Source organism: Bacillus cereus group sp. RP32 (assembly GCF_040459735.1).
Taxonomy (GTDB): Bacteria; Bacillota; Bacilli; order Bacillales; family Bacillaceae_G; genus Bacillus_A; species Bacillus_A wiedmannii.
Window position 1 is genome coordinate 680,336 of sequence record NZ_JARVHO010000001.1, and the last position, 19,455, is coordinate 699,790.

Here is a 19,455-nt window from a genome sequence, read left to right on the forward strand (position 1 = left end):
TTCCGTTATACCGATGGTTATGGATTATTTTAGTTTTTGGAATATGTTCCTGACAATCGTTGGCATTGTTTTGATTGTGTTTGTAGTTACGTATATACGAAAGTATATTCCAGTTATAAAATCACATATTATTATGAGGATTATTTTGATATGTGGCTCTGGGTTTATGTTGTATGGATATAGTAACTATCCTACTACCTTTATGAATAATTTATTTATAAAAGGTGGAGTAGACATCCGTGCATGGAATCAAGCTGCAAATTATAAAGCGAATGGTTTTATTATTGGATTTTTAAGTAATTTAGATACGACAGTTATTAAAGAGCCAGAGGCATATTCAAAAGAAAATATGCAGCAAATTGCAAAGGATATAGAAAAACAATATAGCGGTAAAATAAAAGCACAAAAAAAAGTAGAGAAGCCAAATATTATATTTATTATGAGTGAAGCATTTTGGGATCCAACAAAATTAACGAATCTTTCATTTAGCGAAGATCCAGTGCCGAATTTACATCGTTATACAGAGAATTTCCCAGGGGGACAAACGATAGCTCCTACATTTGGAGGGAATACAGCGAATACAGAATTTGAAGCATTAACGAGTTACTCGATGAGTCTTTTAATGCCTGGTTCTATACCATATCAACAAGCTGTTCCAAGTCAAAAAGAGATTCCATCTATTGCAAGTGAGTTGAAGAAACAAGGGTATTATGCAAGTGCAATTCATGCTTTTAACCGATCGTTTTATAAACGGGAAGATGTATATAAAACATTAGGATTTGATAAATTTAATGCAGAAGACACGATGAAAAATAAAGAAGTAGTTGGAGATAATATTGGTGATTTATCTATGAGTAAAGAAATAATAGATGAATTAAAAAAGAGAAAACAACCTACGTTTATTCATGCGGTTACGATGCAAAATCATTTTCCATATAAACCAAATATGTTTGGGGAAAATAAAATAGAAATTAGTGGATTAACAGAAGAGGAATCAAAGGCAGAATTAGAAGCATATACAGAAGGAGTAAGACTGTCGGATGAAGCGTTGCAATATTTAATGGAGCAGCTTAACGATTTAGACAGGCCTACTTTATTAGTCTTCTTTGGAGATCATTTACCTATGTTAGGAACTAATAAATCTATTTATAAAGAAGCAGGATATATAGAAAATGAAGAGACGGTAAGAGAAAGATTAATTATGTCAGAAACACCATTGTTAATGTATGCAAACTTTGATTTGCCAAATGACAATTTAGGTTTAGTAAGTCCAATTTATTTTTCTAATCTTGTTTTTGATTATGCAGGACTAAATCAATCACCGTTTTATCAATTTTTATCGGAAATGCATAAAGAAATACCGGTTCTTAGAGATGAGTTAAAGGTTAATAAAGATGGGGAAGAGATAACAGATTTAACAAAGAAACAAAAAGAAATGTTAGAGCAATATAAAATGATTCAATATGATTTACTTGCTGGAAAGCAGTATAGTAAAGATATACTTTTTAAATAGAACAAACAAAAAGAACTTGTATAACGATACAAGTTCTTTTTGTTTATAGTATTTAACGGGGTAACCAGACAAGCTGGGTTTAGGGAGTATTACCTGTACATTTAGTATAAATGTACAGGTAATCGTTTTATTGATTGATTTGTGAGAAATATGTGAATTTTTTTCGGAAACTGCATTCCTATTACACGATTTAGCATAGATTTTTTATGAATTCAAAAATTTTATAAGTTCTTCATTTAATTCATCCGCTTGATCGATTGGAGAGCCGTGACCGCTATTTGAAAGAGGGTGTAACTGAGAATTTTTAATCCGCTTTTGCGTAAGTTCAGCGCTTTTGTGTGGGATAAGTTGATCGTGAACACCGTGGAATATTTTTGTTGGGACGTTAATTTTACTTAAATCTTTCGTTACGTCTTCCTTTGCGGCTGCTTGCAATATTTTGATGAGAGCGTAGGAAGCAGACTGCATACCGAGGTAAGAAAACCATTCTAACGTAGCAGACCCTAAATTTCTATTGAAAAATGATAAAGACACATCATTTAAAAATTTTGGCATATTGGCATACATTTGATTAATAAGGGTATCTGCTTGTTCTTTTGGGACACCATAGGGAGATTCTTCATTTTTAACGAAAGAGGGGGAAACGGCATCGACTAATACAAGTTTAGAAATACGATGGCCATTATAGCGAGACATGTACCGAATAGAAAGAGCACCACCTACTGAAAAACCGACTAATGTAGCATTTTCGACTTGAAGTGCTTCTAGAACAATGGCGATATCGTCTGCTAAACGATCGTATGTGTAGCCAGTCCACGGTTTATCAGATTGCCCGTTCCCGCGTATATCCATAGCGATGCAGCGGAAACCGTGCTGTGGTAACACATTGAGTTGATATTGGTACATTTGATGATTTAAAGGCCAGCCATGGACGAAGAAAACAGTTTTACTACCGGGTCCGGGATTAACGTCTTGCACAAAAATATGAACATCTTTCTCGACGGTAACAAACATAAATCATCCCCCTATTCTATTCATATGCTCTATCCCAAAAGCGTTGTTATGCTTTTTTATTTTTTTGCACCCATAATATAAGTATTATTGTTCATAGCTTTTATGCGTATATATAGTCTGAAGATGATGTGTTTTATTGGAATGATTTCCCTCAAATGTTCGATTTATCTTTGTTTGTCTATGAAAATCATTTATTATAATAAATGGTATTCTTCGAGATATTATTTTGAAGGGGTGTTGAAGTGAAAGGAAGTTTTCTATCATATAAAGAAGAAGAAAGGAATGCAAAAATTTTTTTATGGGTGCTGTATGGCATTGTTGTTTCATACCAAATTTTCTACGCAATCGTATTAGAGAATAAATCGCTAACCGATAAGGGACATAGCATACTATGGCAATTTATTTGCGGAACTGCAATACTCGGTGTGAATGTATATTTAATAAAAAAAGAGAAAGCGAACCTTGTTAAATATGCATGTGTATTTGCATACATAGGAATAGAAATCGTTAATATACTTTCGTATATGCTTTATAATGAGGCGGCATTTGATGGAGTAAATATAATAGAAATTATTTTCATCTTCTTTGTACCTATATTTTTAAATAAAAAATATTTTGTGTTTGTACTTTCGACAATTGTAGGGAAATATGTTATTTATTTATTTGTATTAAAGGAAGTAAAAGGGTTTATGTTCCTCATTATGTATACACTCGTATTAATAGCGGCATACATCATTTTAAATCGATTTATACAATACCTTTCAGCGGTAAAGGAAAGTATTAAGATTGCTAGTGAATCACAAAAATTAGCAGTAATCGGCAAAATGGCAGCGACAGTGGGACATGAAATTAAAAATCCACTTGCTTCATTAAAAGGGTTTACGCAATTACAACGAGAGAAGCATGGGGAGGACCCTATTTACAAACAGATGATTTTTGAAATAGAAAATATGAATAATATGATAAGTGAGTTAATGGAAGTTACTACATGTAAACCTTCTGTTTATAAGAAACATAATATAGGTGAAATTGCATTACAAGCAGTAACAATTGTTCGCGAAAAAATGAATGAATCTAGCGTCCAGTTTATTTCTAATGTGGAAGAGAATACGATAGAAGTTGAATGTGATGAGCGGAAAATAAGAGGAGTCTTTCTATATGTCATAAAAAATGCTCTGGAGGCAATGGAGCAAGGTGGCACATTAGAGTTACGGTTAGAAAACAAAGGTCAAGATTATGTAATGCTAAGTGTAATTGATAATGGTTACGGTATTAAGAAAGAAAATTTAGCTCGTGTTAAAGAGGCCTTTTATACAACGAAACAAGATAAAATTGGCCTAGGACTTACGGTAGCGAATCGGCTTGTTACTGAGCAGCATCTTGGTGAATTACATATTTCAAGTGAAAGAGATATTGGAACTAGAATAGATATTATGCTCCCGAAGCAACGTAGAAATAATGAAATCCAAGAGGGAGAAAAGCTAGGAGTTACGATATGAATAAAGACGATATATTTAAAAATGAAGAAATGAAGGCACTGAAAATATTTTTAAGTTTATTTTTCATTATATTTTTTGTATACGATCTTGCCTACGAATTTATTGTACCTTTAATAGGAGGAGAGCAAGAAGGAGTAGGACAATTTGAAGATGGTTTAGGTTTATGGCTCTATTTTCTAATGGTGATTTTGTTTTGTATTGGAGTATACTTCATGAAATGGAAGAATCCATTTGCAGTGAAATATATTATTCTAATTGGATATAACCTATTAGATTTTATCCATAATTTTATGATTTACTACGGTAGTGATGCTGAGTTCGATGGTGGGAATATAGTAGAAGGATTTTTTATTTTATTTGCCCCACTCTTTGTGAACAAAAGGTATTTTTGGTTAGTTACTGGTATACTTGTTGGGAAATACGCCCTTATAGGAATCATTATTCACTCGTCACTCGTTTTAATCCCGATGGCATTATATAGCGTATTTACTATCATATGTTGGATTATGTTTTTAAGGTTTCAATCTTACGTTCGTACGCTTGAGATGATGGATAAAGAAATACAACAAACAGAAAAGCTAGCAACTGTTGGGAAAATGGCTACAGTTATTGGGTACAAAATTAGAAGACCTCTAGCTAATTTAGATAAATTTGTTAATAAGCAAGCGATTAAATATCCAGAGGATAAAATATATAGTGATATTATGAAACAAGAAGTAGAACGAATTCATACAATCGCTACAGAACTTAGTGGATTTGAGAAATCTAAATCACTAGAATCAGAAGTTCATAATATAGAAGAAATTATCGCTTATGTTATCCGAGTTATGGGGAAGCCTGCTTTAAATCAAGGAGTGCACATACAAGGTATTTATAGTAAAGACATACCATCGATTACATGTGATGAAAAACGATTAAAGCAAGTATTTTTTAATTTAATTAAAAATGCGATTGAAGCAATGTCAGTTGGCGGAACGATTACGATTAAAGTGACTGTAGAAGATGCAATCATTGTTCAAGTTAAGGATGAAGGGTGCGGCATCCCAAAAGATAAAATTCCGAAGCTAAATGAAGCTTTTTACACAACGAAAGAAACAGGAACAGGTTTAGGTTTAGTAGTCACAGAAAAAATTATTAAAGACCACAACGGTAAAATGAGTTTTGAAAGTGAAGTTGGAGTTGGAACTACGGTGAAGGTTATATTGCCGATATCATGAAAAATTATTTTTAAAAAGGAGATCACTTATTTGGGAGTGATCTCTTTTTTTTGTGAAGAAAAATTTGAAAGTGTTTATACTATTGGCGCATTATATAATTGATAATCCAAAAGATGGGTATTTTTATAATGATAATATATAGTGAATTTGTCTGTTATTTGTTTTAATCTATTTGTATTTCTATTTGTTGGCCCAAATTATTGGGGCTTTTTTTGTTAAATAAATTACTTTTAAGAGGGAACTAAATATCAATGATTAGAAAAATAGAATATACAGCACTGGCAGTAATCCCAGGGGTAATATAAAGGGATATAGCATCTCCTCTTGAAACTGGGTTTCCAGTTGTAATGCTAGTCAAAGTTACAGTAGCGGGACCTACAGATGAAGTAGGATTAAATACTTGAATTTGCCCCGATCCAGTAATTTTGTCAGTAGTAGACTACTTATTTTGAAAATCTAGTATTTAATGAGATGAGAAAATCATCTATTTTCTTAATAAAATAATCTGGTTGCACAGTAAATGTAGCAGATTGATAGTTTGGTAACCATTGTACGCCAATCGTTCGTACATCTGCCTGTTGTCCAGCAAGTATGTCAGCATCACTATCCCAAATAAAAATTGCTTCGTTTGCATTTACATTTAATGTATTTAATACAAGAAGAATACCTTCAGGATCAGGTTTTGGCTTCGTTACATCATCTCCAGCTACTATACAGTCGAAGAAAGAAACTAATCCTAATGCTTTTAGAGAAATATCCAGGCTTCTTCTTGCTTTTCCAGTTACGACAGCTAACTGAAACCCTTGTTTTTTTAAATGTATTAAAAGGTTTACTATTTCATGATTTCGCTCTACGTAATCATGATGCTTTTCTTCATAACATTCATAGTATCTTTCAACTGCTACTTCTTTTTCTTCAGAGAGTAAGTTCTCATGAATAATACCAACTTCACTTGGACCAAACATAGAAAGAATCTCTGCTTCAGTAATTTCTTTATTATCAAATTGCCAAAAAACGTTTTGAAACGAGTAATAACATAAAGGTAAAGTATCAGCTAGTGTGCCATCAAAATCAAAAATAATTGTACGTAGCATTTTCTCACTCCTGTTTTAAGTTGTTTCAAGGTTTATTTAAGGGTTTTTGTTGTGATATACTTAAAATAGCTTAAAAGTACTTAAAAGTAAATGAAAATGGGTGAGAGTATGAATCAAGAGGAACGTTTAATAAAAATAATGGAGTATTTGAATGAACATAGGACGATGAGTTTGAAGATAATGTGTGAGCTATTTCAAGTCTCCAGAGATACAGCAAGAAGAGATATTGTAAAGTTAACAAATGAAACAACAATAGTACGAACCCATGGTGGTGTAGCTTTATCATCTTTCCACCATAAAATATCGGATTATGTAAATCGTGAGGAAAAAGAAATTGAATATAAGGTATCTATTGGAAAGCGAGCTGCTTCTTTTGTAGGAGATAATGAAGTGATTTATCTTGATGTTTCAACAACTGTTAACTGTATGGCTTCATTTTTGACAGCAAGTAATATAACGGTTGTTACAAATTCAATTGATACAGTAAATCATTTAATGGATATGGAGAATGTAAATATTCATATTTTGGGTGGAGAATTAAATAAACACTCACGTTATATGACGGGTTTTTCTGCAATGGAGAAACTAAAAGATTATCATTTTGATAAAGTTTTTATTGGATCACCCGGTCTTACAGAAGATGGTGTCTATTATGCGTATGAGGAAGATATTCATTTTAAGCGTCAAATTGTTAAACAAACAAATGAAGTGTTTTTACTTGCCGATGAGACAAAAATGAATCAACGTCAAAACTTTAAGGCGCTGTCATTAGAATCGATAGATACAATTATTACGAATGATGTTATTCCTGGCGATTTAGAAAGAGTAGTGAAAGAATATGGAATTGAGCTAATCGTTGGAGTGAAGTAAAGGGGGACGTAAAAATGAAGGGGATTATATTTGATATTGACGGAACGATGTTAGATACGGAAAAAGCAGTTTTATATTCATTACAGAGAACGTTGCGAGATGAAGGGATGAATTATTCATTAGAAAAGCTACATTTTGCATTAGGTATTCCTGGTATGGCTGCGTTACAAGAAATCGGTGTGGAAAATATGAAAGCAGTTCATGAGAAATGGATACGTAATATGGCAGATTTTAAGAATGAAATTACAGTATTTAAAGGAATTGCAGAAGTGATTGAAATAGTATCTTCATATAAGATTCGAACAGGTATTGTGACTTCAAAAACACGTCAAGAGTTTATCGATGATTTCCAGCCATTTGGATTACATTCATATTTTGAACACTCTATTTGTGTGGAAGATACAATGAAACATAAACCACATCCAGAGCCACTTGTGACATGTCTAAAAAGATTGAATATAGATGCACAAGAAGCGATATACATAGGTGACTCAGTATATGACTTACAATGCGCAAAACAAGCGGGAGCAAAATTTGGTTTAGCCTTGTGGGGAGCAAAGACAAGGAAAGGATTCGAAGAGGCTGATTATATTTTTCAAATGCCTCATGAAATTTTAAGTTTAGTAAAAAGAGATAGCTAATTTAGCTATCTCTTTAAAAGTTTATAACCACCATTTCTCCTGTGGAACCAAAGTAACATCCACTTCAAAATTCTCTTTAAACCAATCATACATCGATGTCTCTTTCACTAAATATTCAGAGGCAGAGTGTGATACACCGATGAGTGACATATTCGTTTCTTTTACGTAATCCATAATGAGCGAGTATTTATGTTTGCCGTAATTATTGTCGATATGGCAATGGATTTCCCCAGTAATATATGCTTCAGCGCCTTTTGCTTCTGCTTCTTTCATGAGAGAAACGACATCACCACATCCCGCAATAATTGCAATTTTTTTGATAGAATCATGTTGTTTACCTTCGAAGTCTGTGTAAGGAATATGGAAGAGATTTTTGAGACGCTTTTGGAGTGCTTCTGTGGATGTTTCATCTATTTCACAAATAAGGCCAACTGGCTCTTGTTCTGGACCTTCATATGCAAAGCCGTCAACTACATGAGCATGTAAGGATTTTGCAATTGAAATGCTCGTTCCATGCGTTTGATGAACATCCATTGGTCCGTGACATGTATATATAGAAAGTTGTTTTTCTTTTATCGCTTGCAAATATTTTTCAGGTATTGGAATAAAACCACGACCTGATTTTCCAAGCGGATCACCGCATTCCATTACAAGTGGGTGGTGCATAAAAAGTAAATCACCAGATGTGGATTGTGAAATGAATGTTTCAAGAACGTCATTTTTAGGAAAAACAGCTAAAAATACTTTATTTACAGTTTCAGCTCCTCGTATCATAAGGCCGTTAAATAGCTCTATAAAATTGGCTTCAAAAAATTTTTGCCATGGAAATGGGATAGGATCATATACGGCCGGGATAAATCGACTAAAGGCACTGTCTTTTCCGTATTTCTCTATTTGGAATAAATGATTGAGTGATTGTTCTATTTCTTTTAAAGCTGGCATGTTATGTTATCCTCCTTGAACTAATTAGATGTTTTTGTTCTTCACAGCGAAATAAGAAGCGGTTAGGAAACCAATAAAACCTAAAATCCAACCAATAGAAGGAGAATAGGGAAATATGTGTTGTAATACCATTCCGCTAGAAATAAAAAAGCTACCGAGTAGACCTAAGAAGATGGGGTATCGCAGTAAGTTGAACATAGTGATACAAAACCTCCTTTATCATATTTATTAGTCTTAATTTTCAGTATACTTTCTTTTAGAAAAATAGTGGTACAATATATGAAGGATACGAGAAGAGAGGATGAAGATTAACGTATGTACGTTACTGTAACAGAAGCAGCATATAAAAAGATTATGGATACGATTCCAAACGAAGCGAAATATATAAAGTTATTTTACGATAATGAAGGTTGCGGTTGTGTAATGAGCGGAATTATCGATTTAGTAGCTGTAGCAGAAAAAGATGAGCGCGATGTGGATATCGAATCTAGCACAATGAAATTTATCGCAGATCGCACAAAGCTTGTATTTATGGACGATAAGTTAACAGTTGATTGGCATGAAGGTGGAGGAACTTTTCAGCTGAAGAGTCCGAGCCAATTTTATAATCCGAATATGAAGTTACATGTTCGAGTGTAAGTAAGGAAAGGTGGTTCCAAAATGTATTTTGGAACCACCTTTTTATTGTATAAGTCGCTATTATTGTTGTTTTTTGTTGATAAGTCGATATATTTAAAAAATCGCCGATATAATTTCATGTACCAAACAACGCACCCCTCTCCAGACAATACAAAGATTTTTTCACATAATGAAATGTACATGTGATTGAATTTTCTGTATAATTTTATTTGCGGAGGGGATACGCATGAGAAAATGGGGGATGGAGTTATTAATTTTAAGTGTCGTTATTATTTGGGGGATTAATTTTACGATTGCTAAATATGGACTGTTAGAATTTACAGCAATTGAGTTTACTGCACTTCGGATGATATCGGCGGCACCGCTTATGTTACTCCTTACATTTTTTATTGAAAAGTCGGTTTATATGGAACGAAAGGATATACCTAGATTAATCATCGTTAGCGTTGTAGGTATTGTACTGTATCAAACGTTATTTATGGAAACTGTCAAATATACGTCCGCTACAAATGCCTCTTTACTCATTTCTATTTCACCTATTTTTACAACTGTATTTGCTATTTTTTTGAAACAAGAAAAGTTTTCTTCTCGAAAGCTCATCGGTTCTATAATTGCCTTTGGTGGTGCTGCATTAGTTTTAGTAGCAGGGCATTCACTTGCTAGTTCGTTTTACGGGAATGGGATCGGACTCATTACATCAATATGCTGGGGACTTTATCCTGTTTTAGCAAGTCCATTAATTAAAAAATATTCAGCACTACGTGTTACCGCATGGTCAGCCTTAGTTGGCGCGATTCCGCTTTTATTTTTAAGTGGACCATATGTATTTATAATGCCATTTCACATTACACACGGAATGACACTATTCGCCTTACTATATTCTGTTTTCTTTGTAACAGTATTTGGTTTAGTCATGTGGTATGTTGGTGTTCAAAAAATTGGCGCATCACATACGATGGTATATATGTATATAACGCCGCTTGTAGCTGTTTTATTTGCAGCTGTATGGGCAAATGAATATGTATCGTTTCAACAAATAATCGGTGGAATTATTATTTTCTTCGGTCTATGGTTTGTGAAATCGGAGAAAGTAAATGTACATTCTGCTGCGGGGGAACCTATATCAAAATAGGAAAACAGATCATCTATGATCTGCTTTCCTATTTTTTTATTTTTGGTAAGAAGATGAGAAATAAGATAGCAGTAATAAGTGGAATTAAGTTTAAAAATGGAATACGGAAGAGTGTGATAAGAATAATACCTGGAAGAAGAACACCGAGGACAGCGTAGAAAATACTATGATTTTTCGTGTACCAATACAATGAAAGTCCAATAAGTGCAGGGATAATAAGGTGAATGAGAGCCATTAAAAAATAAATCATTAGACGCCCCCTTTATTTGTGTACTTATTACATCATATCCGTATGTTCATAGATTGATATCAATTTTCTCATAAATGGACGAAAAATGTTTGAAAAAACTTCACAAATTATGAGGATATGATGTTTGAAATCTTGTATAATATTATTTCCTAAAAATATTTAAACAACATAAACGTACTGTTTATGTTGTTTTTAATTTGAGTGAAATGGATGTAAGCAGTATAAACTGGAAAGAAATTTTTTGTTGGATAGATAAAGTGAAACTTTAATCAGTGGGGGTTTTGTTCATCCCCCACTGATTATTAGTTGAACCAATCGGGCTTTTACGGGCAGTTGATCCCCCACCTAACTTCTTTGCTTCCGCTGAATTTTGAGGTGAGGGTCTTACTGCCCGTTAATGCGGGATAAAAATTACTGAAGAGGAGAACAGCATGATTAGTATGTCATTAAGATCATTTAAAATTCAATCGTATTATTTACTAGGTTTTCTTTTGCTAGGATGGATGTTAACACCGTTTTCAGCTCATTTTCTAGGTGCTGGAATTGGACTTATCGTAAGTATGTATTGTGTTTGGCTTTTAGGGAGACGAATTGAGAAGCTTGGAGATAGTATCGTAAAGAAAACGAAAGCACCGACGCTCGGTATGTTTAATCGTTTTGCAGCTGCCATTTTGGGCGCTGTTATTATGTACGAAATTGAGCACCACATGGTTATGTGGGCATTTGCAGTAGGGATTCTGGGTGGTTATTTCTTAATCGTTGTGAATTTAGGCTACTATAGTATGAAAGATGAGGAAGAATTAACAAAGAGATAAAAAGATAAAAAGCCTCTTTTTAGATGGAATAGAGGGTCCGGCGAGGGGTAGTTACAATAGGAAGCATAATTTTGCATAAAATACAGGTTTCTGCTTCCTATAAGTTAACATGAAATCACGTATTAGTATGACTCTTATGTTCTTTAAAAAAGGTGGATATAATACAACAAATTATTCCGGTAATTAGAATAATATATTTTATCGTTTCACTTGTATGCTCAAATAAATTAACATTAAGCATCACAAGTCCCCAAAACATTTGGATCGCTCCGTAACTGAATAAAATTTTTCCTGTACGAGAAAAATTTTTCATAGGCCTCATCCTTTCCTGCATATGTAAATTGTATCATAAAAAAATAATAATGAATGATTATAAAATGAATTTTCTGTAATTTTGCGAACTAAGTCATAGATGAAGAGATAAGATATAGAAAGAAGCTTACGTTAAAAACGTAAGCTTCTTTTTTATGTAAGTGTGTATAACCGTTAAGCCGCATTGGGTTTTGTCGGTGAGTACGCGGAACTTTACGGTTACACGACACTTATTCATATGAGTAAAAGGGGTATTCCAACAGAAAGTTTGTACTTAAGCGATTGGACCGCCTAAGTTAATAATATCTTCAGAAACGCTGTCGAACTTTTTGAAGTTCTCTTTGAATTCGCTCGCAAGCTCGATTGCTTTCGCTTTGTAAGCAGCTTTATCAGCCCAAGTTTGTTCAGGCATTAACACTTCGTCAGGTACACCTGGTACGTGAAGTGGAACTTCAAGACCGAAGATGTCATGTTTAGCTGTTTCAGTTTTCGCAAGTTCGCCGCTTAATGCAGCTTGAATCATTGCACGAGTGTAACCTAAGTTCATACGTTTACCAATGCCGTATTCGCCACCAGTCCAGCCAGTGTTTACTAAGAATACTTTCGCATCGTGTTTCTCGATTTTTTCACCAAGCATTTCAGCATAGCGAGATGCATCAAGTGGTAAGAATGGTGAACCGAAGCAAGTTGAGAATGTTGCTTGCGGAGATGTAACGCCGCGCTCTGTTCCTGCTAGTTTACTAGTGTAACCACTTAAGAAATGATACATAGCTTGTTCTTTTGATAACTTACTGATTGGAGGCAATACGCCAGATGCATCAGCAGTTAAGAAAATGATTGTATTTGGGTGTCCAGCAACACTTGGCAGTACGATATTGTCAATCGCATGCATAGGGTATGCAGCACGAGTATTTTCTGTTAAAGTAGTATCGTTATAGTCTGCGATACGCGTTTGGTTATTAATGATAACGTTTTCTAAAACAGATCCAAATTTGATTGCATCGAAAATTTGTGGTTCTTTCTCGTGAGAAAGGTTTACACATTTTGCGTAGCAACCGCCTTCAATATTGAATACACCGTTATCAGACCAACCATGCTCATCATCACCGATTAATTTGCGATGTGGATCAGCAGATAATGTTGTTTTACCTGTTCCAGATAAACCGAAGAATAGTGCTACATCACCTTCTTCACCTACGTTTGCAGAGCAATGCATAGACAGAATATCTTGTTCAGGTAGTAAGAAGTTCATAATAGAGAAGATTGATTTTTTCATTTCTCCAGCGTATTCTGTACCACCAATTAGTACGATACGTTTTTCGAATGAAACCATAATGAATGCTTCAGAGTTTGTACCGTCAACAGCTGGATCAGCTTTGAAATTCGGTGCAGAAACAATTGTGAACTCTGATTCATGAGTTGTTAATTCTTCTTCAGTTGGACGAATGAATAATTGATGTACAAATAAATTGTGCCATGCATATTCGTTAATAACTTGAATTGGTAGGCGGTAATTGCGGTCAGCGCCTGCAAATCCATTGAAGATGAATAACTCTTCTTTTTCTTTTAAGTATTCTAAAACTTTAGTGTATAATTTATTAAAATGTTCTTCAGAAATCGGTTGATTCACTGCTCCCCAAGCAATTTTGTCAGCAACCGATGCTTCTTTCACAATAAATTTATCTTTAGGAGAACGTCCTGTATATTTTCCTGTTGAAGCAGAAACGGCACCAGTAGAAGTTAATTTCCCTTCATTTCGCATTAATACTTTTTCCACTAATTGCGGAACACTTAGTTGAATCTGTGCATTGCTTCCGTTCAATAATTCGTGTAAACCAATTTGGACATTCACAGTACTCATATTTATATACCATCCTTTTCATTTAATGAAATATTTCTCGTAATCCCCAACAAGAGTATAACACAATTATATAAATAATGTATACTATTTATTTCTTTTTGTTTGTGTGAATGTATTATTTCCTTATTAATATTTCATTCTAGGCGTATTCAGAAAAACTTTCAGGAAAATGTGAATATTAATTGACAAATGAATATCATTTCTTTAGTATAGGTTGGGACGGATACTCTCTTATCCCGAGCTGGCGGAGGGACAGGCCCGATGAAGCCCAGCAACCTCACTTGTAGTGGTAAATACAGGTGAATAGGTGCTAAAACCTGTGCGAGGCTAACGGTCTCGAACGATAAGAGCAAAGGGCAAAAAGCAGTATGCAAGTAGCAAATTAAACCTTTCCTCTATGTAAAGTAGGAAAGGTTTTTCTGTATGCTTGTGTGGGAGAATAAATGTATGTCGCAGTTTGTGGCAAATTAAGGATGAGTTCCGTACAATATATACAATTACTGTAGGGAGGTTTACCACATGACAAAAAAACGTCATCTGTTCACATCTGAGTCTGTAACTGAAGGACATCCAGATAAAATTTGTGACCAAATTTCTGATTCAATTTTAGATGCGATCTTATCAAAGGACGCAAATGCACGTGTAGCTTGTGAAACAACTGTAACAACTGGTTTAGTATTGGTAGCGGGGGAAATTACGACTTCTACTTACGTAGATATTCCAAAAATCGTTCGTGAAACAATTCAAGGCATTGGTTACACACGCGCAAAATACGGATTCGATGCAGAAACTTGTGCAGTTTTAACATCTATCGATGAGCAATCTGCTGACATCGCTATGGGTGTTGACCAAGCGCTAGAAGCACGCGAAGGTCTAATGACTGACGCTGAGATTGAGGCAATTGGTGCGGGAGACCAAGGTTTAATGTTTGGCTTCGCATGTAATGAAACACAAGAATTAATGCCACTTCCAATCTCGCTTGCTCACAAATTAGCTCGCCGTTTAACTGAAGTACGTAAAGATGACACATTATCATACTTACGTCCGGATGGAAAAACGCAAGTTACAGTTGAGTATGATGAAAATGGTAAACCTGTACGTGTAGATACAATCGTAATTTCTACACAGCATCATCCAGATGTTACATGGGAAGAAATCGATCGCGATTTAAAAGAGCATGTAATTAAAGCTGTAGTTCCAGCAGAATTAATGGATGGAGAAACGAAATTCTTCATTAACCCAACTGGCCGCTTCGTAATTGGTGGACCACAAGGTGATGCTGGTTTAACAGGACGTAAAATCATCGTTGATACTTACGGTGGATACGCTCGCCACGGTGGCGGTGCATTCTCTGGTAAAGATGCAACGAAAGTTGACCGTTCTGCAGCATATGCAGCTCGTTATGTTGCGAAAAACATCGTAGCAGCTGGTCTTGCTGACAAAGCAGAAGTACAACTTGCATACGCAATTGGTGTAGCACAACCAGTATCAATTTCAGTTGATACATTCGGGACTGGTAAAGTATCTGAAGACGTACTAGTAGAACTAGTTCGTAACAACTTCGATCTTCGCCCAGCTGGTATTATTAAAATGCTAGACTTACGTCGCCCAATTTATAAACAAACAGCAGCTTACGGCCACTTCGGACGTACTGATGTAGACCTAACATGGGAACGTACAGACAAAGCTGCAGCTTTAAAAGAGCAAGCTGGTCTATAATATATGAAAAAAAGCTTTGCGCCGTGAGCGCAAAGCTTTTTTTATTTCGTTTTACTTACAATTTGAATGCATGAGCTACAATATACTTTGCCGTCTAGCTCAATATACTTTTTCATATTCGTCATGCCACTTGCCGGAAAAGGCATATGAACCCATGCCTTTTCATACGTTTGTATTTCTTTTTCACATGATTTGCAAAGGATTGGTTTCTTCTGGAACATATGTAATCAACCTTTCATTTGACGTGCTTTACCCGCGCAAAAGGCACTGCTTAGTAAAAATAGTGTTGCGAATATAATGCTTACTAATATAGCGTATGGAATTGCGCCTTTTAGAGAAAAGCCAATAGTAATGGAAGCGATGAATAAGAGGATGAATGTTGTTGTTAATTTTTTATAAAGTTCCATAATATGTAGACCTCCTTATTTAGAGATAGAACGTTTAAAAATAAAATCTATTATATAGGCAAGTACGAGAAGAATTAATGTGCTAGTCAAATAGTAACGAATACCACCATCAGGCATAAGCACATACAATTTTAAAAAGTTAATATCGAACCCGTAAGCGATACATTGAAAAAGGGATAATATAATTAGGAATGGTATAATGGGTACGGATCGTTTCATATTTTGAATCATGTAAAGCTCCTTTATATGGATAAACATACTTATATTGTATCATGTTGCATTCTTTGCTTCATACATAATTTTACAATAATATGAAAGGAAAGATGAAAAATGAGTGTTAATGAACATAAAAAACAAGCACCAAAAGAAGTGCGTTGTAAGATTGTGACGATTTCCGATACACGTACAAAAGAGACAGATAAGAGCGGACAACTATTACATGAATTGTTAAAAGAGGCAGGGCATACAGTGACCTCTTATGAAATTGTAAAAGATGATAAAGAAAGTATTCAGCAAGCAGTGTTAGCTGGTTATCATAGAGAAGATGTTGATGTCGTGTTAACAAATGGCGGAACTGGTATTACGAAGCGTGATGTGACGATTGAAGCAGTATCAGCGTTATTACATAAAGAAATTGTTGGGTTTGGTGAGTTGTTCCGCATGATTAGTTATTTAGAAGATATCGGAAGCAGCGCAATGTTAAGTAGAGCGATTGGTGGTACAATTGGGCGCAAAGTAGTTTTCTCGATGCCAGGATCGAGCGGAGCAGTTCGCCTTGCGATGAATAAATTAATTTTACCGGAATTAGGTCATATTACATTTGAGCTGCATCGCCAATGAGTAAATGGGCTGGAATTGTATTAGCGGGCGGTATGTCGAGTAGATTCGGTGAGCCGAAAGCGTTAGCGAGCTGGCAAGGGAGTACGTTTATTGAGCATATTTTGAAAGTGATGACAAGGACGCTCCAAGAGGTTGTAGTCATTAGTCATTCTGATATAAAAGAGCGAGTAGAGCAACTCGTACAAGTTCCTGTTATAGAAGATATTCCGCACTATAAAGGAAACGGACCACTTGCTGGGATTGTATCAGGAATGGAATATATAGAAGCAGATTGGTACGCTATTATGCCTTGCGATGCACCAAACGTTTCGCCAGAGTGGTTTACCATTTTACTAGAGCAAACGAGTAATGAATATGATGCGGTTGTACCTGTTATTAATGGAAGAAAACAACCGTTACTTGCAGCGTATCATAACCGTGTGAAAGAAAAGATTTATGCTTTGCTTCAGGAAGAAAAAAGAAGTGTGGGCCAGCTTTTATCACAATGTAATGTAAAGTATGTTGCTGGAGAAGATGTACAAGCGCATGCGGATTGGTTTATAAATGTGAATACGAAAGAAGAATATGTGCAGGCTCAAAAAAACCTTTCAAATGAATGAAAGGTTTTTTGGTATACAGAAATTGGGGAACAATTACTGTATAAAGGTATGTGAGTAAGTTGATTTTAAGGGGAATTCTTAAAATCACTATACAGTTAAAATACTATATAACCATATATTAATTTTATGGGTTTTTATTACAAGTCTGTTTAGTTATGTTTATTTTTGGTATAATGAATATAGAAATAAGACAATATTTAACCTTATGTATCATTTATGAAACTAAAATTTATAACTGTGTAATAAACTCCCTTCGTCTAGTTGAAGGGAGCTCTTCTGTTTAAGCGAGTAATTCTGATGCGGTGTTCTGAAGGACGGTTTCGTATTGGTCAAGTAACCCACGGAAAATCTCATCCCAGCTTTTTGTTTTAGCATAAGATGAAGCCGCTATGCTCATTTGCATAAGTTGCTCTTCATTTCGCAATAAAGAATGGATGGATGATAGAAATGAATCCGCATGTTTGGGCGGGCAAAGAACTCCTGTCTGTCCATCCGTAATAATATTTTTAACCCCGCCACTATTTGCACCGATGACAGGTGTACCGCATGCAAGTGATTCGAGTACGACATTTCCGAACGTTTCAGTAGCGGATGGAAATACCATGATGTTAGAACAAGCATATGCTTCAGCTAAATCCTTACCTTGTAAATATCCAGTAAAAGTGACATTTGTATTCGGAACAACTTCACGTAAATTTATTGCTAGAGGACCGTCTCCTGCAATGAGCCAATGAATATCGTTTCGAGTATGCGCTGTTTTCGCGATAAGGTGTTGTAACGTATCAATATCTTTTTCAGGGGCAAGCCGTCCAACATAGGAAAGGACATACTTCGCTGTAATATTATATTTTTTTCGGAATAGGTCTGTATTGTAAGATGGATGAAAGAGTGTGCAATCTACACCACGTCCCCATATGGAGAGGGCCTGAAAGCCTTTATTTTTTAGTTGGTGTAACGTTTCAAAGGAAGGAACGAAATTTTTTTGCATATGGCTATGAAACCATTTTAAATAGTTCCAAAGCATGTTAGAGAGAAATTCGATTTTGTAATAGCGTAAATAAGCATCGAAATCAGTATGATAAGAACCGACAACTGGGATGTTTAACTTTTTTGCATAATACAATCCACAAAGTCCCATGTTGAAAGGTGTAGCAATGTGAATAATGTCAGGTTTAAAGGAAAGAAGTTCTCGTTTAATGCGCGGAGTAGGAAAAGAAAAGCGGCATTCTGGATATAATATTGTTAACGGAATACTTCTCATCTTGTTCACATTAGCTACGAAATTATCTTCAGCTGTATGCTGAGGGGCGAAAACAGAATAGGCGATCTTTTCTTTCTGAAAGTAACGTGTTAATCGTTCTAATGTTTTCGCAACTCCGTTAACTTGTGGCGTAAAAGTATCGGTAAAAATGGCGATTCTCATCATATCACTCCTTTATGTGAAAAGTGGGATGAATTGATAAAAAGAGATGATGCCAGAGCAAGTGCCGAGGCACATACCGACGAATACATCAGACGGATAGTGAAGCCCTAAATAAATGCGAGAAATACCAACGCATAATGCTAACGGTAATAGAAAAGCAAATATGCTTGGATTATAGCAAATAAATGGAACAAGGACAGAGAAAACGGCTGTTGTATGACCAGACGGGAAAGAGTGGTCTTTTAATGGATGGACTGGATATTTCGCATCCTGAATTGTTAAATAAGGGCGTTTTCGCGGATACCATCTTTTTAATATTTGTACAGGAATATGGCTAATTGCTAAAGAAATAGCAGTTGCGATTGCAGCTTGATGCAAAGTCCCTTTTGCAAAAATTAAAAAGAAAAGTGTGAGTGCGATTGAGAAAGTAGCACCACCGATATGAGTAATATTGCTGAAAAAGATATTTAATGTTTTTTGATCAAAGTATCGGTTAATTCCTTTGAAAATGTAACATTCTATTTTATACAGTCCACTGACCTTCATGAAAATTCTCCTCCCTCGTTTACATATATATGGAGATATTAGCTTTTATTTTAATAAGATTTTATTGAGGGAGTAATAATGTTTTGTAAAGAAAAAGTTAGTTTTTATCCCGCTTTAATGGG

Annotated in this window: 23 protein-coding genes, 1 pseudogene and 1 riboswitch; of the genes and pseudogenes, 11 read left to right on the forward strand and 13 right to left on the reverse strand. The window is 35.0% G+C overall.

Annotation, left to right across the window (positions count from 1 at the left end):
• Window positions 1-439: 439 nt before the first annotated feature.
• Window positions 440-1,513 carry an LTA synthase family protein gene (locus QCI46_RS29845; RefSeq protein ID WP_483299027.1) on the forward strand — a complete coding sequence of 358 codons (1,074 nt, stop codon included), beginning with the start codon at window positions 440-442 and terminating at the stop codon, window positions 1,511-1,513.
• Between the two features lie 204 nt (window positions 1,514-1,717).
• Here QCI46_RS29845 and QCI46_RS03440 read toward each other — a convergent pair whose 3' ends face one another.
• Window positions 1,718-2,527, reverse strand: a complete 810-nt coding sequence (locus tag QCI46_RS03440) for an alpha/beta fold hydrolase (protein ID WP_353839597.1) — start codon at window positions 2,525-2,527, stop codon at window positions 1,718-1,720.
• Window positions 2,528-2,769: 242 nt separating this feature from the next.
• Here QCI46_RS03440 and QCI46_RS03445 point away from each other — a divergent pair, with 242 nt between their 5' ends.
• Window positions 2,770-4,026, forward strand: coding sequence for an ATP-binding protein (locus QCI46_RS03445; protein WP_353839598.1), 1,257 nt, complete (start codon window positions 2,770-2,772; stop codon window positions 4,024-4,026).
• Window positions 4,023-5,243, forward strand: coding sequence for an ATP-binding protein (locus QCI46_RS03450; protein WP_166703438.1), 1,221 nt, complete (start codon window positions 4,023-4,025; stop codon window positions 5,241-5,243). The genes QCI46_RS03445 and QCI46_RS03450 overlap by 4 nt, the downstream gene beginning before the upstream one ends.
• Before the next feature lie 241 nt (window positions 5,244-5,484).
• On the opposite strand, the pseudogene QCI46_RS03455 reads toward QCI46_RS03450, so the two are convergent.
• Window positions 5,485-5,661, reverse strand: a pseudogene (locus QCI46_RS03455) (collagen-like protein); the annotation flags it as partial.
• 25 nt (window positions 5,662-5,686) lie between these two features.
• Window positions 5,687-6,337, reverse strand: coding sequence for an HAD family hydrolase (locus tag QCI46_RS03460; protein ID WP_353839599.1), 651 nt, complete (start codon window positions 6,335-6,337; stop codon window positions 5,687-5,689).
• A gap of 108 nt (window positions 6,338-6,445) precedes the next feature.
• Here QCI46_RS03460 and QCI46_RS03465 point away from each other — a divergent pair, with 108 nt between their 5' ends.
• Both QCI46_RS03465 and QCI46_RS03470 read left to right on the forward strand, forming a co-directional pair.
• Window positions 6,446-7,207, forward strand: a complete 762-nt coding sequence (locus QCI46_RS03465; protein ID WP_073522393.1) for a DeoR/GlpR family DNA-binding transcription regulator — start codon at window positions 6,446-6,448, stop codon at window positions 7,205-7,207.
• Window positions 7,208-7,221: 14 nt separating this feature from the next.
• A complete protein-coding gene (locus QCI46_RS03470; RefSeq protein ID WP_353839600.1) occupies window positions 7,222-7,848 on the forward strand; it encodes an HAD family hydrolase in 627 nt (208 codons plus the stop codon).
• Window positions 7,849-7,869: 21 nt separating this feature from the next.
• On the opposite strand, the gene QCI46_RS03475 is transcribed toward QCI46_RS03470, so the two are convergent.
• Window positions 7,870-8,790, reverse strand: coding sequence for a Nif3-like dinuclear metal center hexameric protein (locus QCI46_RS03475; RefSeq protein WP_353839601.1), 921 nt, complete (start codon window positions 8,788-8,790; stop codon window positions 7,870-7,872).
• Window positions 8,791-8,814: 24 nt separating this feature from the next.
• Window positions 8,815-8,988: a hypothetical protein gene (locus QCI46_RS03480; protein WP_327958160.1), complete on the reverse strand. Its 174-nt coding sequence runs from the start codon at window positions 8,986-8,988 to the stop codon at window positions 8,815-8,817.
• Window positions 8,989-9,105: 117 nt separating this feature from the next.
• Here QCI46_RS03480 and QCI46_RS03485 point away from each other — a divergent pair, with 117 nt between their 5' ends.
• Window positions 9,106-9,429, forward strand: coding sequence for an iron-sulfur cluster biosynthesis family protein (locus QCI46_RS03485; protein WP_353839602.1), 324 nt, complete (start codon window positions 9,106-9,108; stop codon window positions 9,427-9,429).
• Window positions 9,430-9,655: 226 nt separating this feature from the next.
• Window positions 9,656-10,561 carry a DMT family transporter gene (locus QCI46_RS03490; protein WP_327958158.1) on the forward strand — a complete coding sequence of 302 codons (906 nt, stop codon included), beginning with the start codon at window positions 9,656-9,658 and terminating at the stop codon, window positions 10,559-10,561.
• A gap of 28 nt (window positions 10,562-10,589) precedes the next feature.
• On the opposite strand, the gene QCI46_RS03495 is transcribed toward QCI46_RS03490, so the two are convergent.
• Window positions 10,590-10,811, reverse strand: a complete 222-nt coding sequence (locus tag QCI46_RS03495; protein ID WP_000639042.1) for a hypothetical protein — start codon at window positions 10,809-10,811, stop codon at window positions 10,590-10,592.
• Between the two features lie 431 nt (window positions 10,812-11,242).
• Between QCI46_RS03495 and QCI46_RS03500 the strand changes: the two genes are divergently transcribed.
• Window positions 11,243-11,626, forward strand: a complete 384-nt coding sequence (locus tag QCI46_RS03500; protein WP_063262154.1) for an ATP synthase subunit I — start codon at window positions 11,243-11,245, stop codon at window positions 11,624-11,626.
• Between the two features lie 115 nt (window positions 11,627-11,741).
• On the opposite strand, the gene QCI46_RS03505 is transcribed toward QCI46_RS03500, so the two are convergent.
• Together QCI46_RS03505 and pckA are read right to left on the reverse strand one after the other, a co-directional pair.
• Window positions 11,742-11,939, reverse strand: coding sequence for a hypothetical protein (locus tag QCI46_RS03505; protein WP_088064631.1), 198 nt, complete (start codon window positions 11,937-11,939; stop codon window positions 11,742-11,744).
• A 273-nt stretch (window positions 11,940-12,212) separates the two neighbouring features.
• Window positions 12,213-13,799, reverse strand: a complete 1,587-nt coding sequence (gene pckA, locus QCI46_RS03510) for a phosphoenolpyruvate carboxykinase (ATP) (protein ID WP_087984876.1) — start codon at window positions 13,797-13,799, stop codon at window positions 12,213-12,215.
• Window positions 13,800-14,027: 228 nt separating this feature from the next.
• Window positions 14,028-14,149: riboswitch (SAM riboswitch) on the forward strand.
• Between the two features lie 169 nt (window positions 14,150-14,318).
• Between pckA and metK the strand changes: the two genes are divergently transcribed.
• Window positions 14,319-15,518: a methionine adenosyltransferase gene (gene metK / locus QCI46_RS03515; protein ID WP_000163113.1), complete on the forward strand. Its 1,200-nt coding sequence runs from the start codon at window positions 14,319-14,321 to the stop codon at window positions 15,516-15,518.
• A gap of 41 nt (window positions 15,519-15,559) precedes the next feature.
• On the opposite strand, the gene QCI46_RS03520 is transcribed toward metK, so the two are convergent.
• From QCI46_RS03520 to QCI46_RS03530, 3 genes are read right to left on the reverse strand one after another with little or no spacing between them, the layout of a single operon-like run.
• Window positions 15,560-15,739, reverse strand: a complete 180-nt coding sequence (locus QCI46_RS03520) for a hypothetical protein (RefSeq protein WP_088080085.1) — start codon at window positions 15,737-15,739, stop codon at window positions 15,560-15,562.
• A 6-nt stretch (window positions 15,740-15,745) separates the two neighbouring features.
• Window positions 15,746-15,925, reverse strand: a complete 180-nt coding sequence (locus QCI46_RS03525; protein ID WP_353839603.1) for a hypothetical protein — start codon at window positions 15,923-15,925, stop codon at window positions 15,746-15,748.
• Between the two features lie 15 nt (window positions 15,926-15,940).
• Window positions 15,941-16,156: a hypothetical protein gene (locus tag QCI46_RS03530; protein ID WP_353839604.1), complete on the reverse strand. Its 216-nt coding sequence runs from the start codon at window positions 16,154-16,156 to the stop codon at window positions 15,941-15,943.
• A 99-nt stretch (window positions 16,157-16,255) separates the two neighbouring features.
• On the opposite strand from QCI46_RS03530, the gene QCI46_RS03535 reads away from it, so the two are divergent.
• Both QCI46_RS03535 and QCI46_RS03540 read left to right on the forward strand, forming a co-directional pair.
• Window positions 16,256-16,765 (forward strand): MogA/MoaB family molybdenum cofactor biosynthesis protein, encoded by a 510-nt coding sequence (locus QCI46_RS03535; RefSeq protein WP_098047254.1) that lies wholly within the window; start codon window positions 16,256-16,258, stop codon window positions 16,763-16,765.
• Window positions 16,762-17,364 (forward strand): molybdenum cofactor guanylyltransferase, encoded by a 603-nt coding sequence (locus QCI46_RS03540; protein ID WP_353839605.1) that lies wholly within the window; start codon window positions 16,762-16,764, stop codon window positions 17,362-17,364. The genes QCI46_RS03535 and QCI46_RS03540 overlap by 4 nt, the downstream gene beginning before the upstream one ends.
• A 280-nt stretch (window positions 17,365-17,644) precedes the next feature.
• Here the strand turns inward: QCI46_RS03540 and QCI46_RS03545 are convergent, their stop codons facing one another.
• Entirely contained in the window at window positions 17,645-18,787 is a 1,143-nt protein-coding gene (locus QCI46_RS03545; protein ID WP_353841828.1) for a glycosyltransferase family 4 protein, read from the reverse strand.
• Between the two features lie 12 nt (window positions 18,788-18,799).
• Complete coding sequence (locus QCI46_RS03550; protein WP_353839606.1) at window positions 18,800-19,333, reverse strand: phosphatase PAP2 family protein; 534 nt, start codon at window positions 19,331-19,333, stop codon at window positions 18,800-18,802.
• Between the last annotated feature and the right edge of the window lie 122 nt (window positions 19,334-19,455).